The organism is Acaryochloris marina S15, from assembly GCF_018336915.1.
GTDB lineage: Bacteria > Cyanobacteriota > Cyanobacteriia > Thermosynechococcales > Thermosynechococcaceae > Acaryochloris > Acaryochloris marina_A.
In genome coordinates this window covers 3,178,019-3,197,349 of sequence record NZ_CP064923.1, presented here as the reverse complement: position 1 = coordinate 3,197,349, position 19,331 = coordinate 3,178,019, and the positions used below count along the sequence as shown (strand labels likewise).

Annotated in this window: 16 protein-coding genes; 14 read left to right on the top strand and 2 right to left on the bottom strand. The window is 38.1% G+C overall.

Annotation, left to right across the window (positions count from 1 at the left end; translation table 11 throughout):
* Window positions 1–2 precede the first annotated feature (2 nt).
* From I1H34_RS14875 to I1H34_RS14810, 14 genes are all read left to right on the top strand, one after another.
* Window positions 3–716, top strand: coding sequence for an acylneuraminate cytidylyltransferase family protein (locus I1H34_RS14875; protein ID WP_212661834.1), 714 nt, complete (start codon window positions 3–5; stop codon window positions 714–716).
* On the top strand, window positions 706–2,955 hold the full coding sequence (locus tag I1H34_RS14870; protein ID WP_212661833.1) for an N-acetylneuraminate synthase family protein: 2,250 nt from the start codon (window positions 706–708) through the stop codon (window positions 2,953–2,955). The genes I1H34_RS14875 and I1H34_RS14870 overlap by 11 nt, the downstream gene beginning before the upstream one ends.
* Before the next feature lie 49 nt (window positions 2,956–3,004).
* Window positions 3,005–3,952 (top strand): hypothetical protein, encoded by a 948-nt coding sequence (locus I1H34_RS14865; RefSeq protein ID WP_212661832.1) that lies wholly within the window; start codon window positions 3,005–3,007, stop codon window positions 3,950–3,952.
* A gap of 581 nt (window positions 3,953–4,533) precedes the next feature.
* Complete coding sequence (locus I1H34_RS14860) at window positions 4,534–4,719, top strand: hypothetical protein (protein WP_212661831.1); 186 nt, start codon at window positions 4,534–4,536, stop codon at window positions 4,717–4,719.
* A gap of 155 nt (window positions 4,720–4,874) precedes the next feature.
* Window positions 4,875–6,137 (top strand): glycosyltransferase family 4 protein, encoded by a 1,263-nt coding sequence (locus I1H34_RS14855; protein ID WP_212661830.1) that lies wholly within the window; start codon window positions 4,875–4,877, stop codon window positions 6,135–6,137.
* Between the two features lie 110 nt (window positions 6,138–6,247).
* Window positions 6,248–7,162 (top strand): glycosyltransferase family 2 protein, encoded by a 915-nt coding sequence (locus I1H34_RS14850; protein WP_249369261.1) that lies wholly within the window; start codon window positions 6,248–6,250, stop codon window positions 7,160–7,162.
* 443 nt (window positions 7,163–7,605) lie between these two features.
* Complete coding sequence (locus tag I1H34_RS14845) at window positions 7,606–8,820, top strand: glycosyltransferase family 4 protein (protein WP_212661829.1); 1,215 nt, start codon at window positions 7,606–7,608, stop codon at window positions 8,818–8,820.
* 1,126 nt (window positions 8,821–9,946) lie between these two features.
* Window positions 9,947–11,092: a glycosyltransferase family protein gene (locus tag I1H34_RS14840; RefSeq protein ID WP_212661828.1), complete on the top strand. Its 1,146-nt coding sequence runs from the start codon at window positions 9,947–9,949 to the stop codon at window positions 11,090–11,092.
* Window positions 11,093–11,656 carry a serine O-acetyltransferase gene (locus tag I1H34_RS14835; RefSeq protein ID WP_212661827.1) on the top strand — a complete coding sequence of 188 codons (564 nt, stop codon included), beginning with the start codon at window positions 11,093–11,095 and terminating at the stop codon, window positions 11,654–11,656.
* A gap of 61 nt (window positions 11,657–11,717) precedes the next feature.
* Entirely contained in the window at window positions 11,718–12,932 is a 1,215-nt protein-coding gene (locus I1H34_RS14830) for a glycosyltransferase family 4 protein (protein WP_212661826.1), read from the top strand.
* Window positions 12,933–13,070: 138 nt separating this feature from the next.
* Complete coding sequence (locus I1H34_RS14825) at window positions 13,071–14,219, top strand: glycosyltransferase family 4 protein (RefSeq protein ID WP_212661825.1); 1,149 nt, start codon at window positions 13,071–13,073, stop codon at window positions 14,217–14,219.
* Between the two features lie 26 nt (window positions 14,220–14,245).
* Entirely contained in the window at window positions 14,246–15,265 is a 1,020-nt protein-coding gene (locus tag I1H34_RS14820) for a glycosyltransferase family 4 protein (protein WP_212661824.1), read from the top strand.
* Window positions 15,266–15,406: 141 nt separating this feature from the next.
* The gene (locus I1H34_RS14815; protein ID WP_212661823.1) at window positions 15,407–16,567 is read left to right on the top strand and encodes an O-antigen ligase family protein; all 1,161 of its coding nucleotides are present in this window, start codon (window positions 15,407–15,409) and stop codon (window positions 16,565–16,567) included.
* Between the two features lie 217 nt (window positions 16,568–16,784).
* A complete protein-coding gene (locus tag I1H34_RS14810; RefSeq protein ID WP_212661822.1) occupies window positions 16,785–17,975 on the top strand; it encodes a glycosyltransferase in 1,191 nt (396 codons plus the stop codon).
* Between the two features lie 60 nt (window positions 17,976–18,035).
* Here the strand turns inward: I1H34_RS14810 and I1H34_RS14805 are convergent, their stop codons facing one another.
* Together I1H34_RS14805 and I1H34_RS14800 are read right to left on the bottom strand one after the other, a co-directional pair.
* Window positions 18,036–18,626 (bottom strand): Uma2 family endonuclease, encoded by a 591-nt coding sequence (locus tag I1H34_RS14805; RefSeq protein WP_212661821.1) that lies wholly within the window; start codon window positions 18,624–18,626, stop codon window positions 18,036–18,038.
* Window positions 18,627–18,747: 121 nt separating this feature from the next.
* Window positions 18,748–19,305: a Uma2 family endonuclease gene (locus I1H34_RS14800; protein ID WP_212661820.1), complete on the bottom strand. Its 558-nt coding sequence runs from the start codon at window positions 19,303–19,305 to the stop codon at window positions 18,748–18,750.
* Window positions 19,306–19,331: the final 26 nt, after the last annotated feature.

The following is a 19,331-nucleotide window of genomic DNA, read 5'->3' as shown; positions in this document are numbered from 1 at the left end:
TCATGCACTTGCCCAATTTTAAATTCCGGGGAAATATCGTAGTCATTCCAGCTCGTGGAGGTTCTAAAGGGGTTCCCCGAAAAAACGTTAACTTACTGGATAAGAAGCCTTTGATTGCCCACAGTATACTCGATGCTCTCGAGTCTAACCTTGCTGGACAAGTTTATGTTTCGACTGATGATATTGAGATTGCAGCTATTTCTCAGGAATATGGCGTTAATACTATCCAGCGCCCTGATTACTTGGCAAGTGATACGGCATCTTCGGAATCTGCCTTGATTCACTCACTTAGTGTCATCGAAGAATCTTTAGTTAAGCCTGATTTGGTCATTTTCCTCCAGTGTACTTCACCAATTCGCACTGGGATTGACATCGATCGGGCTATCCAAAAACTTCAGTCAGAAGATGCTGATTCTCTCGTATCAGTTTCCCCCTCGCATCGTTTTCTCTGGGAAGAAGCTAATGGTGTGGCTAAGGCCATCAACTACGACTATCGCCATCGCCCTCGCCGGCAAGACATGAATCCGCAGTATGTTGAAAATGGTTCAATCTATATTTTTAAGCCTTGGGTCTTGAAAGAACTCGGCAATCGCTTAGGCGGTAAAATATCGCTTTTCCCGATGAGTGAGGCTGCGGCTCACGAAATTGATTCTCCTTTAGACTTCGAAATCGCTGAATTCTTGCTCAAGCAACAGGTGGTGTCCCATGCTGATTGACAGAAACGTTGCCAAATACATCGTTTTTGCTGAAGATAGTGTTCTTAACGCGCTCAAGAAAATCAGTGACAACAAAAGTCGTATTATCTTTTCCGTCACCGAGTCCGGCGCGCTAGAAGGGATTATGACCGACGGTGACTTTCGCCGTTGGTTAGTCAGTCAAGACAATATTGATCTAAATCAATCCGTTTATCAGGTTTCGAATAAAAACTATAAGTCCGTTCCAGCCGATGCCGCCCCCGCTCAGATCTTGGCGGCATTTTCCGCCGAAGTCGAGTTTATTCCACTGGTAGACGCTGCTGGTCACCTTGTCGCCGTCGCCCGCAAACGCTCCGATGGTGTCCAGATTGGTGACTTCAAAATTGATGCGACCTCACCTACCTTCATCATTGCGGAAATCGGTAACAATCATAACGGCAACCTAGATATGGCCAAGAAACTGGTGGATCTAGCCGTTGAAGCGGGTGCTGACTGCGCTAAGTTCCAACTGCGTAGTATGAAAGCCCTCTACCGTAATGCTGGTAACGCTAATGATGCGAGCGAGGACCTTGGTTCACAGTACACCCTCGATTTGCTATCACGCTTTCAGCTTTCCCCTGAGGCAATGCTGGAAGTATTCGACTATTGCAAATCCCAAGGAATCCTGCCGCTCTGCACCCCTTGGGATTTAAAAAGTCTTGGAATACTGGAAGACTATGGTATGCCAGGCTATAAAGTGGCCTCAGCCGATCTGACCAACCATGATTTACTCAGAGCGATAGCTAAGACCGGTAAGCCACTCATTTGCTCGACGGGGATGTCTACAGAAGCCGAGATTGCCGAATCTGTCCGGCTATTGCAACAGCTCGGTGCGATGTATGTATTGCTGCATTGCAACTCTACTTACCCAGCGCCCTTTAAAGATGTTAATCTCAACTACCTGGAACGTCTCAAAGAAATTGGTGATTGCCCCGTGGGATATTCAGGCCATGAACGTGATATTCATGTTTCAGTTGCTGCCGTGGCTAAAGGCGCCAAGGTGATTGAAAAACACTTCACGATTGATAAATTTATGGAAGGCAATGACCATAAGGTTAGTTTGTTGCCCGATGAATTTCAAACGATGGTGCAGGGCATTCGTCAGATCGAGTCAGCGCTCGGCAGCAGCAGTGAACGCCGACTGAGTCAGGGTGAATTGATGAATCGAGAAACCTTGGCCAAAAGTTTAATCATCAACTGTAATCTCCAGATAGGGCAGGTCATCACAGCCGGAATGCTGGAAGTCAAAAGCCCTGGAAAAGGTTTACAACCCAACCGCAAAGATGAGTTGATTGGCCAAAAGGCAAAACGTGATCTCAAGGCTGGTGATTTCTTTTACCCAAGCGATTTAGAGCACGATCGTGTGCAACCCAAACACTACAAGTTCGATCGCCCCTGGGGCTTGCCAGTGCGCTATCACGACTTCAAAAACATACTCGAAAAAACCAACCCCGACCTACTGGAATTCCACCTGAGCTACAAAGACATGGAGGAAGACCTACATCAATACTTCGACCAAGTCTATGACCTCGATCTGGTTGTGCATAGTCCTGAGCTATTTGCCAGAGATCATACGCTTGACTTATGCTCGGAAGACGAGAGTTATCGACAACGATCCATTCATGAGTTGCAGCGAGTCGTCGAAATTACGCGTGAACTGAAGCCCTATTTTAAGCGCGCCCAGCGCCCTTGTATTGTCACTAATATTGGAGGCTTCACGATCGATGCTCCCCTGCCTCGATCGAAACTAGAGAAACTGTATCAGATACTGCTCGATAGTTTATCTACCATTGATGCGGAAGGAGTTGAAATCATCCCGCAGACAATGCCACCTTTCCCATGGCACTTTGGTGGACAGCGATATCACAACTTATTTGTCGATGCTCACGACATTACCGCATTCTGTGCTCAGCATGGATATCGTGTTTGTCTAGATGTCTCCCATTCCAAGCTAGCTTGCAACCAACACAAGCTATCCTTCATGGAATTTGTTCGGCAAGTGGGACCACATACGACCCATTTGCATATTGCAGATGCGGCTGGGTCGGATGGAGAAGGCTTGCAAATTGGAGAAGGTGAAATGGATTTCCTTGCCTTGCAAGAATATTTACTCCAATTCGCCCCGAATGCCTCCTTCATTCCGGAGATATGGCAGGGACATAAAAATGAGGGCGAAGGGTTCTGGATTTCACTGAGAAGATTGGAATCGTACAGCTTTTAGATACTTCTTTTCGAGTGGCCCTAGGTTAAACGATCATTCTGGAAACGATATGCAAGAGTTTTATGACAATGTGACCTATTACGGTATCGGCAAGATTCTGAAAGAGTATGCGGGGTTTCCGTCCTATTTGCCTTGTCCTATGTCATTACAGCATGGTTGGACAATAACGGCTACTGATCATGATGCTCGTTATGATGCGCCTGAAAATTGGTATTGGTCGAAAAGTTTAGAGGAAACATATAAAAGAAAATATCGGGCATTAAAGACGCGTAGTATTGGTGCACCATTCCTCTACCTATTAAAACTCCTTGACTATTCTGAAGCAGATAATAAGCAAGGCTCTATTGTATTTCCTTCTCATTCATCGAAGCTGATTGAGATGAAATGTGATTTTGACCTGTATGCAGAGATGCTCCAGAATTTGCCAGATAATTATCACCCTATCACTGTCTGCATGTATCATCTCGACCAGCAAAAAGGTCTGGATAATACCTTTAGAGGCCACGGGTTTAAAGTTGTTACAAATGGCAATGATTTGTATGACAAAGCATTTCTCAAACGCTTTGTAGCCAATGTTCACGGTAAGCGTTACGCTTTTTCAAATCAAATGACCTCTGCTCTTCTATTCGCATCTGCAATGGGTTTGAAGAGCTTTTTTTGGGGTCCACGTTTTTCGACAGATTCACTTGATCAAAATTATCAAGATATAGATTACACGGATTTTCATCGAAGTTGGGAGTCTCGATTCGGAAATTTCTTTAGCTTCCCAGAATGCGATTTGAAAGTTCAAAGAGAGATTATAGAACAAGAATTAGGCAATGAATTAGTTCTATCTAAATCGGAGTTAGGAAAGCTGATGTTGAGGTTAGCTTTATCAAAAAAATACCTCTTACGGTTCCTTCCTGCGAGAGTTTTATCAATTACTGTCTCTATGAAACGTTTACTCAGAAAAGTATTCGAAAAAATCATACCTGAGTCGATAATTTCCCATGAGTAGTTGTGTAATTGCCACTCTCTTGCTCGCCTATTGCAACACTACGGCCTTACCTAAATACACAACGAGTACTGATCAGTTAAGGCGTGATATCCTGGCACTGGCCTGTTAATCTATAAGAGCTAAAATGTCGGCAGTGCAAAGAGAACAAACTAGGATTGTCCCCACTGCCAGAGTCAAAAGGTTATCAAAAATGGTCGAGACTGGAACAGGCTGTTTGTAGTAATTCCTATGTAGCCGACAACTACAATTGGTTGTTGCTAGAACTTTTTGACCAGATGGTCAGAAATTACTCAAGGGGCGATATGGCAGCCTACCTTTTTCAACCTGAGGTTCTGAATAAACCCTTCATTTTGAAGCGTCTAAGTCTTGAAGTCCAAAAACTCATCGAAGTTGGGCAAAGTCAAGGTCAAGCTATTTCAAACATAGATCCATGTTTTAAAGTCTTGCTACGTCCCTTGTTCCGTTTTTTGTGCGATTCAAATGTGCGTCGATAAACCCTGATTAAATTTCCGTTTGGTGCAAAAGATCACCAATCGATAAACATAGGTCGCTTCCGCCAAATCAGTGAAATTCATCAATGGATGTACGATCGCTATTCTCTAGCACGCTTACTCAAAGAGTGTGGATTTGAACAAATTACTCAACGTAGTGCTACCGAAAGCTACATTCCCGGTTGGAGCAGTTTTAACCTAGATACCGAAGCAGATGGCAACATTTACAAACCTGACTCCCTCTACATGGAAGCAATTAAACCTCCTCAGACTTGATTTTCTCCGCTAAAGAATAGCAAAAATGGAGTATCACTTATTTGCCACAGTATCGTATGGATCAGGTATTGGTAATTCTACAACAGTAAATACATGCAAATGCCCATCAAAGGTTTGTTGAGCAGTTACCTGCATAGCGATCGCTATTTAACCCCATGAAAGTATTACATATTAATCAATCGGATATTTCAGGTGGAGCTGCAATTGCAGGGTATCGTCTCCACAAGGAGTTGTTGAAACAAGGTGTAAATTCTAAGCTTTTGGTAGGGAACTTACAGACTGATGATGAAGAGGTAAATTTATCACCTCGCCGATATAGGTTAGAAAATCAACTTGGAAGGTTTACTTCCCGCTTAGGCTTCAACCATTTAAATTATTTTGGTAGTTTCGATATCCCTAAACATAGGTTTTTTCAGGAATGTGATTTACTAAATTTTCATAATCTTCATTTTGCTGGATTTAGTTATATGGCAATTCCAAAACTAACTAAATCTAAGCCTGCAATCTTTACACTTCATGATATGTGGAGTTTTACTGGGCATTGTGCTTATAGCTTTGACTGCAATAGATGGCAAAATGGCTGTGGTTCTTGTCCATACCCAGAAACTATTCCTGCAATCAAAAGAGATACTACCCGCTGGGAATGGAAGTTTAAGAATTGGGTATATAGAAATTCAGATTTAGTAATTGTCTCGCCGAGTAAATGGTTAGCCCAGCAAGCTAAAAAAAGCATTCTTAACCAGTTCTCGATTCATCATATTCCATACGGTATTGACACAGATATTTACAAACCATTAGATAACAAGCTTTCCCGAAGTATCCTAGGTATACCTCTTCAAAAAAAAGTTTTACTTTTTTGTGCAGTAAAGTTAAATGAACCCAGAAAAGGAGGTGATTTATTAATCAAATCTCTTTCCTCTTTGCCTGAAAAACTAAAAAAAGAATGCATTCTAATAACCCTTGGAAAACCTTATAGTGCGTTAGATAAAAGTACTGACATTGAAACTATCCATCTCGGTTATATTACAAATGACCGTATAAAAGCTATAGTATATTCCTCTGCGGATTTATTTCTCTTACCCACTCGGGCAGATAACTTACCAGTTGTACTTCAAGAAAGCATGGCTTGTGGAACAGCCACAGTATCATTTAGGGTTGGAGGTGTTCAAGATTTGGTAAGACCTAATGTTACAGGATATCTCGCACAAGAAGAGAATATTGAAGATTTCTCAAAAGGAATTGAAGTGCTACTTAAAGATGATAAATTACGCTATGAAATGGGGTTAAATTGTAGGTTAATTGCATTAGAAGAATATTCATCAAAGCTCCAGGCTAAAAGGTATTTAAATTTATATAGAGCTTTACTCAACCGTAAATCTAACTCAAATCAGTTAACTCAACTCTCAAGTTCAATATAAGAATACTTAACTATCGCTATTTACTATTTAATCATTGGTTTATTTTCTCTATTATAGAAGATTTTATTTGATTAAAATTTTCATGCATAAGTTAGGCCTGAGATACCCCAATGACTGTTAGTAAATTTCTAACAATAAAAGATTTGCCACCACCCCCACCAAATAAAAAAGGATGGCCTTGGACAGAGGGATCTAATATCATTCCAGAGATTATGCTTGATGGCTTAACTTGGCCTAAGATTAGCATAATAACTCCAAGCTTTAACCAAGGAAAGTTTCTTGAAGAGACAATACGCTCAGTACTACTACAAGGATATCCGAATTTAGAATATATATTAATGGATGGCGGAAGCACTGATAATTCACTTGAAATAATTAATAAATATGAGGAGTTTTTTACTTATTGGACAAGCAAAAATGATAAAGGTCAAAGTCATGCAATTAATTCTGGATTTAATCAAGCTAAAGGTAAAATATGTGCTTGGCTAAATAGCGATGATTGCTATTGTCCTAATATTCTATCCAATATTGCAAATGAATTTAGACAAGGAAAAAATATTCGTTGTATTACTTGCTCAGTAGAGAGGGTAACTCCTGACAATAATTTTATTTGTTTAACTAATCCCCCTTCTACAAAATTTTCTAATATTTTTTGGTGGAGCTACTATGTTCCGCAAGCTGGTGTATTCTTTAATCATGATTTATTTATTGAAGCAGGAAAATTAGATGAGTCACTTCACTTACAAATGGATTATGATTTATGGTTTCGTTTTTCTGAAATCACAAATTTTCATCACTATGAAATCATTGCATCAAAAATAAAGATCCATAATAATGCCAAGACAACCTCGCCCAAGTATAAAATCTTATCAAAGGCAGAGGCAATAGAAGTTAAACTAAGGTATGCAAACACTGGTACAAGAAAAAAAATACTAGAAGAAATAGCAAGAAGAATTACTTATTGCGAAAGAAAAGAAATATTGGGTAATCAATTCAAAAAAATATTAAAGAGATTTTCGCTTTAAAATCTTAACTTAAGCTGGACTAGTTAAAAAAAATACATTATATGAGGCTACTCAACTACCCTGATTTAGATAGTCAGGGTAAAGAATTCATTTCTCTCCCAATCCGTTGGTTTGTATTGTGATTCCTATTGTTCTTAATAATTATCAGTAGTTAAATCCTGAGTAGATTCAGAAAAAGTAATTTTTTGCGTTCATAATATTCTTTTTTTAACTAAGTTTCTCATTTATTGTTGAATTATTGAGTGGTTAGCTTTAATACTATTAAACCATGTCAAAAAAGCCTCTTTAGAGAATTAGAAGCTATTGAATATCTAATATTTAAGATCCTTGGCCTCAAGTTTAATAGTTTAAAAATCCAGTCTCGCTAATGAAAAATGGAAGATACTTTCCCCAATCATCAAATCCTTAATGCTGCAATTTTGGGTTAGCATATTTAATAAAAAATGAGTAATAAAATTGTAATTTTCTCACCGGACTATAAGCCTATGTTGGGTGGGGTTGCTGAATATACCTACCAACTTGCAAAAGAGTTAAACAAGTTAGATTTACTAAATACAGTAATTACAAGTGTACTTCAAATAGAAACTCCTGTTTTTACCCTGAAAGGTTTAAATAAATACAAAAATGATAGATTTCTTGGAAAAAGAATAGGAGATTCATTTTATTTATTCAAGAAAATAAACTCTGCAATTTACTATATTAATATTGCATTTTTTGTTATTTTTGAGATCCTAAAAATATCACTTAAAAATCCAAAAGATCTATTTATTATCACTTATATAAGCAATACATATTCTATACTTGTTATCCAGATACTACATTTTCTAAAATTAAAGTATGCAATAGTTTTGCATGGTTACGATATTTTGAATCTGATCAAGAGCAATAAAAATTTTTTGGATTTTGTCTGCAAAAGCTCAAATCTAATTATATTCAACTCTCATGCTACAAAAAAACTACTTAAAGATAATTCAATTCAATATAGTTGCAAAGACTACATCCTCTATCCAGGCCTTGATATAGAATTCCTAGAAGGCAAAAAGAAAAAAAAATCTAAGGATTTAGAAATAGATCTAACTAATAAATTTTTAATTACTACAATCTCAAGACTCACAAAAAGAAAAGGTATAGATATTGCTATACAAGCTTTAAAACGAACATTAAGAGAAAATGATGATTATATTTATTTAATTGCAGGAACGGGCCAGGAATACGATTATCTCAAAAAAATTGTTAATGAATTAGAATTGAATGAAAAAGTACGGTTTTTAGGGAAAATTTCAGACGAAGCTAAATTTAATTTGCTAGAATTAAGCTCAGTTTTTATTATGCCGAATCATTCTAATTTAAACAAAGACTTTGAAGGTTTTGGTATAAGTTTTATAGAAGCATCTTTCTTTGAGAATGTAATTATAGCTGGAAACCACGGAGGGGCAGTAGAGTCTGTTAAAAACAGCAAGTGTGGTATTCTTGTAGATGCCGATAATAGAGATAATGCGATCAAAGAAATTAGTGATTATTTAGATCTAGTTATAAGTAATGAAGATCTTAGAAAAGAAATTTCAATTTCAGCTAGAAAACATGTAGTCTCAAACTATGATATTAAGCTACTTGTAAATAGCTTTTCAGAATTTCTTATTGAGAACGCACTCATTTAGTTTAATGATTTTTAAGATTTTAGGACTATCACGAGATTATAATCAAAGATCATCTGTAGTTCGATAACATAAAATTAAATTTCCCTCTTGGGCAGGAAGAAACTATCAACGCCCTTAAGGATAAACTTCTAAAGTGTTTTAGGTAGAAATAAGTCTTGATAGTCTCATCTTCCTCAACGCCGAATAACTCTGAAAACATCCACAGCAGTGTAATCCAGACACTGATCAAGATGAAAAAAGGTTGCCAACAACAGCAGTGCCAGTGGATATTTAGTCATCGTTGGTATGTTAAAGTGATTTTTTAATTCAATAACTCGTTTCAATACCAGACCGCTTACGCAAATATCTACGAGGGCAATGTTTATCTGATAAACAACATAAATTAGATAATCGCTATGCTTTTGTAGAAATCCTTTGCAATAGTGACACACAACCGCTAATTAGCATTCAACAAAGCCAGACCGTTAGCTGTGAAATCGATAGTGGGTCCAGTAACTAGTTCGATGACAACAGAACTATCTTGATTCCCAAGACATGCCTTGATTCACTGCTGGCATCTTAAACGGAATCTTGAAGGCTAAGAGCATGATAATTACAGGGACACAGTAAAAATCCTTGGTCTAAGGTTAGTGAATTGACCTTCTCCTTTAAAGGCGTCAGTCAATTCAACAGCAGACTGATCGCTAGACCAGCCTTTCAGCTTTTCGCACCAGATTAATGGCAAGGGTTACACGATGATGATAACAAATCAAATAGACTAATACCTGACTGCCTGACATAAGTACCTCAAAGCCTTTAGATACGTAGCTTTTGGATGCTGAATAGCAGGGTGTATAAGGCTAGCTTTTGGCATTGTTCACACGTCAAACGCAACCTAAACGTATTACCAACTCTCTTGCCTTAGGGGCAGCGTTGCTATTCTTACAGTGCAAACCCTTACGAAGAAAAGGCTTTCAGAGATGTGTCAGGCAGTCAGGACTAATACTCTATACACTTCAGAGTAAATAGATAAAGAACTTTCCAATGCATTTTAGAACTCATAACTTAGAGTTGCACTTTAGTCCCTACTAGAAGATCCGTGGCTTTTATAGACTTGTTAGACTTATAGATAAAATATTTTTATCATATGATCAGTAGGAAAAAACGACCTAAAGGTATTTATGTTGTTAATGAAGCAGGCTGTTTAGATCCCACTTCTGGTGCATACAGACATATTGATATTGGTTTAAGTGAATTAAATAAATACTTTGATATATATTTAATTTCATCCAAGATTAAGAAAAGCCTAAAAACTACACCTCAGAATGATATAGTTCAAAATTCAAAAAGGTCAAGCCTGATAAAGGGTACTCTTTCTGATTGCAAAATTCTCTTAAAGTCTGTAATTAAATCTATTCAAATATCTTCCATAATATGTACGAATAAAGTTGACTTTGTATACTTCCGGGCATCTTTTCTGGATCTTCTTCCTGTTGTTCTAAATATTCTAAAGATACCATGTTTTGTTGAATCAAATGGCTTACAGTTTGAAGCAAGAAAAAAATATTATCCATCTCTTCTTACTCCGTTAAATAGATGGATTGAGAAAAAAATATATTCCTGTTCTCGACATGTATTCTTTGTTGGTACATATGGAGATTATTGGCAGTTATCTACTAAAAACTGGAGTAATGTTGAAAATGGTGTAGAGATAAACTTTATCAATCATTATTCAAATCACCAGAAGATTATAAATGATAAAGTTAATATCGCCTTCATTGCTCGACTTATGTCTCACCATCAACCATCTCTTCTCATTAAAGCTATTAAGATACTTGAGAAAGAAACAAAAGAGAACCTTTGTCTAAATCTTTTTGGCACTGGTTTTGACACTATAAAAAATGAGTTAGAGAGCCATATTGAAGTCATTGATCATGGTTTTCTGGATCGTAATGAATTAGCAGATATATTAAAGATGATGCATGTCGGAGTAATTCCTGGTGTTCCTCCCTATACGTCTCAAATGAAATTATTCGATTACGGTGCATCAAAATGTATTTCTATTGTTCCAAGGACTTATAATTTTGACTATTGGTTTGATACTTCAGAAGTAGAATTTTTTGAAATCGATGATTCGCTTGGTCTAGCAAAAATACTAATGGCGATCACCGAGCAACCTGCTGATTATTTCTCTAAAGGTGAATCTCTATACAGAAAAATTTCTAATGATTTTTCTTGGGAAAGTGTTTTTGATCAAAAGGCTAAAGTTATTAATCAAAAGATTGTAAGATAAATGTCCAAAATAAAATCTGACTGTTTACCACACCAGAATACTTGGTCTACATTAGTTGAAGATTTTTCGGCTCGTTATGGCTATGAACCAAAAAGTTGGATTTCAGTAGTCTTAGCTTCTCTAAGAATGGGTGAATTTGCAGCAGTACTTCTTTACAGAACCTATCAGTATTTCTACTATAGAAGACGAATTTTTCCTGGATTAAGGATCTTTCTATACTCCTTATTACGTTCCAAGTTTAATATTGATATTCATCCTGATGCAATCATAGAGGGCGGCCTAGTTATCCATCATGCACACCTAATCATTATTGGTAGTGGAGTTAGAATTGGTAAAAGGTTAAATATTTATCACAATGTAACTATAGGGGCAAGAAGCATAAATAAACTTACTTCATACCCCAAAATTGGTGATGATGTAGTTATATATCCGGGTAGTGTATTAGCTGGCGGCATAAATGTTGGTGATAATGTTATCATTGGCGCAAATTCATTAGTTCTTGATGATATACCAAATAATTCAACGCTCTACGCAAATAAATCTATATTAATAAGTAAAAATTAACAACAGAAATCTAGAAATATAGCTTTTCAATTGCTAAAAAAATTATTTTCCATATTATTTAATGTATTTTGATGTAGAGATTAAAGTTCTCCGGATTCACTACAACCTTGATTTAAGAGGTGGGGCTGAAAATCATATTCTTAAGATAATGACAGCTATGTACGAACGCTTTAAAACTGAAAAGCATTTAATGCTAATTAGTAAAGAAATGGGTGCATACAATCTTTGTTATTTCTCTACTGATGTCAACAGAATTATTAAGGCTTCTTCAATCTCATCACTAAAATGTTTAATCGAAACCTATATAAAAGAATATTGTATAAATATCATACATATTCATTCGATGCCTTTCCCACAGGTAACTAACCTACTTTTTGAATTCGGACTCCCAGTCTTTAGATCTCTACATGAACCAATGATAACTTGTCCTGGGTGGTCACGGTTTTTAGAAAGAAGTTGTAAACCATGTAGTAAAAATTTTGGCCCCTTATGTTTAATAAATGCATATACTGAAAAATGTCAACGTTCACGCAAGCCTGAAAATATAGTCTCAGCTTATTTAAATGTTTATTATGAACAGAATAAATTTATCAAAAAGTATTTTAACTTAATTGTTTACTCGGACTATATGCTAAATCTTCTTTTAAATCATGGAGTATTACGTAGTAAGATACTTAAGGTTCCTTCACCACAGAAAAGTATTTTAACAACACCGATCCAAACAAAGTCAGGCATACCAGATCTAGTTTTTGTTGGACGAATTTCTAAGCAAAAAGGAATTTTTGACTTAATTGAAGCCTATCGAGAAATTGTCAAGTATTACCCATCTTTAAGACTAAAAATTATTGGTGACGGTGACTTTAAACACCAGTTTGAGGAGAGTGTTGAACAAGCTCTGTTGAAAAATATTCAACTTTTAGGCTGGCAGAAGAGAGAAGATATTTTTAATAGATTTGCCTCTGACTGTGTGGTAGTTGTTCCATCAATATACCCTGATAATTTTCCCAATGTAGTGGCTGAAGCAATGTTAAACGGTGCTCCTGTCGTAGCTTCTAATTCAGGTGGAACAAGTGAGTGGTTTATTGATGGAGAGTCGGGAATTTCTTATGAAAAAGGTAACATTAATCAGCTTGTTAAAAAAATAGTTGAGTTAATTGAATCTCCATCAAAAAGGGCAAAAATTGGTATTGCTGCAAAAGATAGGATTGAACGATTTCATAGTTACGATAAAGCTGCTGATAGATATGCAGAAGTATACTCTAGAGCACTTACATGATTTGGAATAGCAACTGTGCTTACGCACTTTGATTTAAGAAATCTTTTCAGAAAAGCTAATATTGGAGATGGAAATAAAGTTGCCATTAACTGCTATTTATACCAGCTCTCTAATCTAAATTAAAATACCAATAATTAAGTGAAGATATCCTTTCTAACTCCAGGCGTTACACCTTATGTTATCGGTGGACTGCAGCGTCATAGCTTTAACTTAGCTAAACATTTAGCTACCTTAGGAGTAAGAATTGATCTTTATCATACAGATTTTGATAATACTCAAACTATTGATCAGCTTTATGGAATGACTGATATAGAAAAAGAAAATATTAATAATATTTTTATTCCTTGGGCTAAATTAGACCATTTCCCAGGACATTATATTCGTTCATTAAAATGTTTCTCCCAAAAAGCATATGAGCTGTACCAACAGCAATCAGAATCAGACTTCATCTTAGGTAAAAGCATAACTGCTTGGGCTTTTACGGAAGCAAAGTTGCACGGTAGTAAGATTCCGCCCATTGGAGTAAATCTTCATGGGTTTGAGATGTTCCAAACTTCAGCAAATTCAAAAGCTTGGCTAGAGAATTGGTTATTACGTCCAGATTTCTCGTACCATATCCATCAAGCAAACTATCTATTTTCTTATGGTGGCCGGATTACTGAGCTTATTAATAAAAAATTACATATACCTAACGAACAAATCCTTGAAATTCCAGGAGGCATTGATTCTTCATGGTTAGTCGATCGAGTTCTTCCCCCTTCTGACCCAATCCGCTTCATATTCGTTGGACGCTATGAACGCCGTAAAGGCATTCAAGAACTTCAAACTGCGATACGGAAAAATCCTGATTGGAAAAACCATGCTCAGTTCCGCTTTATAGGTCCAATCCCGAAAGACAAGCAATTGTCTCTCCCTAATGTTAGTTATGCAGGACCAATACGTGATGAGAGTATTTTACAGCACGAACTACGCCAATCTGATGTTTTACTCTGTCCCTCTTATTCTGAAGGAATGCCTAATGTGATTCTGGAGGCTATGGGGTCAGGTTTAGCAGTATTAGCAACGGACGTTGGCGCCGTTTGCCTTCTAGTTGACATCGAGAATGGGGTCTTACTTCCCAAAGTCAGTATTCCAGGCATTACTCAAGGAATCAATCATTTTTTGGAACTTACTCAAACTCAATTCCAAAACATGAAGAAATCTTCTCTCGAACGTATACAGTCCTTTACCTGGGATCGAATTGCAATGCAAACGCTAGAAGCAATTCAGAAAGTCGTTGCTGCATGATGAGAGTTGCTCTACTCCACACCCGATTGTCTGGTTACCTAGCCGCTTGCCTACGTGAATTCAAGCAACAGACTGAGGCCGAACTCTTAATCTATGCCTGGCCTAATCAACCGGATTCACCTTTTGACACCTCCACGTTTTCCGACCTAGGCACAATCATTAATCGTTATGAGTGCAATATTGAGAGCATTCTGCATCAAATTTTAGCATTTCGCCCAACAGCAGTACTTGCAAGCGGTTGGCGAGATAAAGACTACGTTAGGATTTGTCGACACTTAAAATCAAAAGGTATACCAATTATTGCAGGCTGTGATACACAGTGGAAAGGATCTCTTCGCCAACAAATTGCTGTGTGGCTTTCTCCCTTGTATTTACAAAGGTTTCTTGACGTTCTTTGGGTGACCGGCGAGCGTCAGCGCCATCTTGCCCAAGAGCTTGGATATTCTGGAGATCGTTGCTGGGATGGCTACTATGCCTGTGACTGGCCAGCTTTTGCGAATTCAGTGACCAACCCCACTGACTTAAATCATCCTTATTTCCTTTATGTAGGACGATATGCACCCGAAAAAGGTATTGACCTCCTCGCTGATGCATTCAAAAACTATTCTTCGAATGTGGAAAACCCCTGGCGTCTAGTTTGTGCTGGTGCTGGACCATTACAAGATATGTTAATAGCTGCCGGTGCAGAAGATCGCGGTTTCATCCAACCTCATAACCTTCCAATACTTATGCAAGGAGCATCAGCCTTTGTTTTACCGAGCCGCTTCGAACCCTGGGGAGTGGTGATACAAGAAGCAGCTGCATGTGGTTTGCCACTCATTCTTTCCGATGCTTGTGGTGCAGGAGTCCATCTATTAAAGCAATACTACAACGGTTATAGCTTCCCTAGCGGTTCAGTTAATCAGCTTACTGAGGCATTGATGTCCATTCATTTATTGAATCCAAAGCAACAAGTAGCATATAGGCAAGCAAGCCACGAGCTATCAAAGCAGTATACTCCTCAGCGTTGGGTCGACACCTTACTGCATGGATTAAAAAAGCTGTGATTAATTTTAGGTTCATAGTTTAATTGCAGGGTAAGGTTATTCTACAAAACAACGAGATTCCCACGTATTTTTCCGCTGAATATTACTATGTATTCGTTCTTTATAAAACACTTCCTGATTTTCTATATGTTGCCTTTCCTCATGGCAACCATGAAATTCGAAAAAATAGCATCAGCAGGAGATATTCTTAGGTGGTTGGTTCTACTTTCAGGTTGTGCTTTATCTGTGAAATTAGGTTTTGTCCGTGCAGGAAGATCAAAAGGTACAATAATTTTGCCTGATCGGTTCATTATCATGTTCTTATATATTTTTCTGGCTTCGGCTATTTGGTCGATTCTACCTATAGAAACAGCCTTAAAGACTATTAGTCTACTACTATTATATGTTTGTTCGTTTTGGACGTTATGGGAATATACTGATTCAATATCAGAGGCAGTTATTATCAGGAATACCTTATATATCCTAGGCTTCGTCATGACATTCAATCTGGTTTATGGAATTTTTTTTGAGCCAGCTTCGCTTATGTCTTCCCGTTTTCAAGGGATTTTTGAAAACCCCAATAATATTGGTTTGGTATTGGGACTTGCTTTACCATTAGTTATATCTAGATGGCTAATTACGAACCATAAGTTAGATCTAACCATCACTATTATATTTTTAGTTAATCTCCTGCTCAGTGGAAATCGCACAGCGCTATTCGCTTTTGGCGTTGCAATATTCTTCATTTTTAGATCATTGTTTGCTAAGAATCCAATACAAGCATTTTTTATCCCCACAGCAGCTATCATTTTTCTAGAGCAATTCATTCAAACGAATTTTTTCGCAGAGAAAATTCTGCGAGAAGATACATTATATACAGCCGCAAATCGAACTTATTTTTGGGAGCTTGCTCAAGACTATATTACTAATCGTCCTGACTTTGGCCATGGATTTGGTACAGAGGGTTTAATCCATAACTATTATGGAACCTCTTTATATGCATTAAAACTCCGAGGTCATGGAGTAATGAGCAGTTACTTTGGGCTAGCAGTACAAATTGGCTGGCCCCTTACCTATCTTTTCTTTGGATTGCTTTGGGGCTTCGCGGTTTTTTGCTTATTTGCTAAGTGGCGTAATTATCAACTTGTTACCTTAGCTGCCACTATCGTTAGTGGCTTAGTCATCGCGATCTTTGAACCGGCAATCTATTCTGCTGGCAATTGCTTTTCCTTCCTTTTCTGGATGGTCTTAATGCTAGCTATCCGAAGGTTGTATTATCAAAAATTATCTTTAAAAGATACAACCATTAAGCTCGTTATCTAAAACAAGGGTATTTAAAAAATACCTGAAAGCTTAATTTCACAACTTATTTAGGTAATATATTCAAGATAAATGAAAATTTTTATTCTATTTACTCTTAAAAAATAAGTATTCTTCGGATTTTGCTGCAATCAAGCATTCAATTCCCTAATCAAGAGACGTATTGCAGAGTTAATCAAAAGCATTGACTGGCCCGATATCCATTTTAAGTCTGCAACAAATGAAAATCTTACAGGTCATTCCTTCACTGAGCCCATACCTTGGTGGGCCAACCCGAGTAGCTTTACAGCTTAGCAAGAGTCTCCAAGTTATTGGTGCTGATGTCGAAATTCTAACAACCGATGATGGCACTAATCAACGTCTAGAAGTTCCTCTTAACCAGCCAATTCGCTTTAAAGGGCTAAAAACCACTTTCTTACCCCGAACAGTTCAAGCTAAAGAGTTTCTATACACCCATGCGCTTTCTAAGTGGCACCGCAATCATCTTAAGCAATTCCATCTGATTCATACTCACTATCTTTTCTCTCATCTCCCGACTTGGACAGCACGAGCCGCACGGCATAGTAATATCCCTTACCTAATGCGTCCCCTTGGGCAATTGACTCCTTGGGCATTGTCCCAGTCAGCTCAAAGAAAAAAACTCTACCGTTATCTCATAGAAAATCGTAATCTAGAGCAGGCTGCAATGATTCACTGCACTTCCCCCGGAGAAGTCAGTGATATAAAAGCATTAAATATTCAAACACCTAAGCTACTTCTTCCTCTGGGCGTTGAATTGCCCAGCCTTAATCGACCTATCGCTAAAAGACAACTCCTTCAAAAATATAAGTTAGATAATCAGCCTATTCTGCTTTTTTTATCACGTTTACACCCCAAAAAAAGGGTCGAATTCTTACTAGACGTTGTTCAACATCTGAACAAGCAAGCATTAAAGATCAACTTACTGGTAGCGGGCAGTGGGGAACCATCTTATGAGCAACATCTGCAGGAGTATACTAATGTATTAGGGATTAGCGATCGGGTTACATTTACCGGCTTTATTGATGGTGCCGAGAAAAACACTATACTTCAAGGTAGCGATTTATTTTTGTTGCCTTCCTACTCCGAGAACTTTGGGATTGCCGTTGCTGAAGCCCTCGCTGCTGCTACCCCAGTTGTCATTACGCCAAATGTTCAGATCGCACCTTGGATTGCAGAATATAACGCTGGATGGATCATACCCACAGACATCACACAGTGGATTAAAACCATTAGTGAAACGCTGCAACATCCTGAGATCTTGCTGCAACGGGGGCAATCTAGTCGCAAACTTGCAAGTACAGTCTTTAGCTGGCCTGTGATTGCTAAGGAGCTACTGGATGTTTATACGAATATCCACCAAACACATACAAAAAAATTAATTAACTTATAGCACTCCCTACCACAGTCAATAACTTAGCCTTAATCCTTTCAGGTAAATCCGGCTGCCACCTTACCGTGACATCCAAGTAAAGTTAATCGTCAACCCAGGTAAGACATCTTCTCCCTCCAGAACAGTGGGCAAACGCCGTATCTCAACATCCTTGCTCAGTCGATAGATTTCAACCTGTTGATTTTGCGGATCTATCAACCAGCCCAATCGCACCCCAGCCCCTTGGTACTCTTTCATCTTCTCCTGCAAAGTTTTCAAGGCATCAGTTTTCGAGCGCAGCTCAATCACAAAATCAGGAACGATAGCAGGAAAAGCAATATCGTTAGAGACACCTTCCAATTTTGATGCCGCAATCCAGCTGACATCCGGCGATCGAATTGCCCCATTGGGCAAGGTAAAGCCAACGGAAGAATCAAATACTTCTCCTAACAAGGTTTCCTGATTCCAGTTTCCAACTAATCTGTTCAGTTCAGAATTTCGCTTGGAGCTTTCCCATCCCGCTGGTGGCATGGTGATCAATTCTCCTGATGCCGCTAACTCTAGTCTTAGTTCTGGATTGTCCTGACACAAACGCTCAAAATCTGCAGGAGTAACGTGCAGAGTAATTCCCCGCACATCTAGCAAAACAGGCTTGGATTCGATTAATTGCACAACTTAACCCATCCTAATTAAATTTGTATTATCAGAACTCACTCAATTAATGCGTTTAGCTATAAGCCGTTAAATTTCAGATCGCAAGCAAAGTCAAAAAAATCATATTTTCACAGAAAAATCACCTTAACTTAAGCCAATCAAAAATATCTTTTGCACATAAAGTTAAGTTGATTTGATTAGGAATAATTAAAGCTTCTTCACCTTGAAATAGTGTTGGAAGTTTATCCGGTTCAAAAACCATAATCGATTGATCCCTAGGATCAACTAACCAACCCAACTGAAAACCAAACTTTAAACAATGGACGATATTCGCTGTTACCCGATTCGCACTTTGATCAGGGGAAAGGATCTCGATAGTCCAATCCGGTGCAACATAGACGTCATCTATCGGAATACCCTCTGCATCTAACTCGATTTTATCCCAGTAAAGAATCGCTAAATCCGGAATCAGCGAACAACCCCCAAATGTACAGCGCAGCTCCGGAAATGCATAGGCCACCTTGTTTGGCTTACTTGCAGCATTTATTGCCATACACAGTTCGCTTTGCAGTAAGGAATGTTGACGTTTGGGCATTGGCTTAGGATAGAGTTTGCCGTCAATGTACTCAAAAGGCGGTTTACGCTCGGGTTGCTTGAGAAATTCCTCTAAACTCAGTGAAGAAGCAATAACGACCATACCCCTAATCTCCTTTCTTGCTTTAT

Excerpts from the sequence above, each read along its gene's own strand:
- I1H34_RS14850 (WP_249369261.1), top strand. The coding sequence starts at position 6,248 with ATGACTGTTAGTAAATTTCTAACAATAAAAGATTTGCCACCACCCCCA.
- I1H34_RS14810 (WP_212661822.1), top strand. The coding sequence starts at position 16,785 with ATGAAAATCTTACAGGTCATTCCTTCACTGAGCCCATACCTTGGTGGG.
- I1H34_RS14865 (WP_212661832.1), top strand. The coding sequence starts at position 3,005 with ATGCAAGAGTTTTATGACAATGTGACCTATTACGGTATCGGCAAGATT.
- I1H34_RS14830 (WP_212661826.1), top strand. The coding sequence starts at position 11,718 with ATGTATTTTGATGTAGAGATTAAAGTTCTCCGGATTCACTACAACCTT.
- I1H34_RS14860 (WP_212661831.1), top strand. The coding sequence starts at position 4,534 with ATGTACGATCGCTATTCTCTAGCACGCTTACTCAAAGAGTGTGGATTT.
- I1H34_RS14800 (WP_212661820.1), bottom strand. The coding sequence starts at position 19,305 with ATGGTCGTTATTGCTTCTTCACTGAGTTTAGAGGAATTTCTCAAGCAA.
- I1H34_RS14815 (WP_212661823.1), top strand. The coding sequence starts at position 15,407 with ATGGCAACCATGAAATTCGAAAAAATAGCATCAGCAGGAGATATTCTT.
- I1H34_RS14870 (WP_212661833.1), top strand. The coding sequence starts at position 706 with ATGCTGATTGACAGAAACGTTGCCAAATACATCGTTTTTGCTGAAGAT.
- I1H34_RS14840 (WP_212661828.1), top strand. The coding sequence starts at position 9,947 with ATGATCAGTAGGAAAAAACGACCTAAAGGTATTTATGTTGTTAATGAA.
- I1H34_RS14855 (WP_212661830.1), top strand. The coding sequence starts at position 4,875 with ATGAAAGTATTACATATTAATCAATCGGATATTTCAGGTGGAGCTGCA.
- I1H34_RS14845 (WP_212661829.1), top strand. The coding sequence starts at position 7,606 with ATGAGTAATAAAATTGTAATTTTCTCACCGGACTATAAGCCTATGTTG.
- I1H34_RS14875 (WP_212661834.1), top strand. The coding sequence starts at position 3 with ATGCACTTGCCCAATTTTAAATTCCGGGGAAATATCGTAGTCATTCCA.
- I1H34_RS14835 (WP_212661827.1), top strand. The coding sequence starts at position 11,093 with ATGTCCAAAATAAAATCTGACTGTTTACCACACCAGAATACTTGGTCT.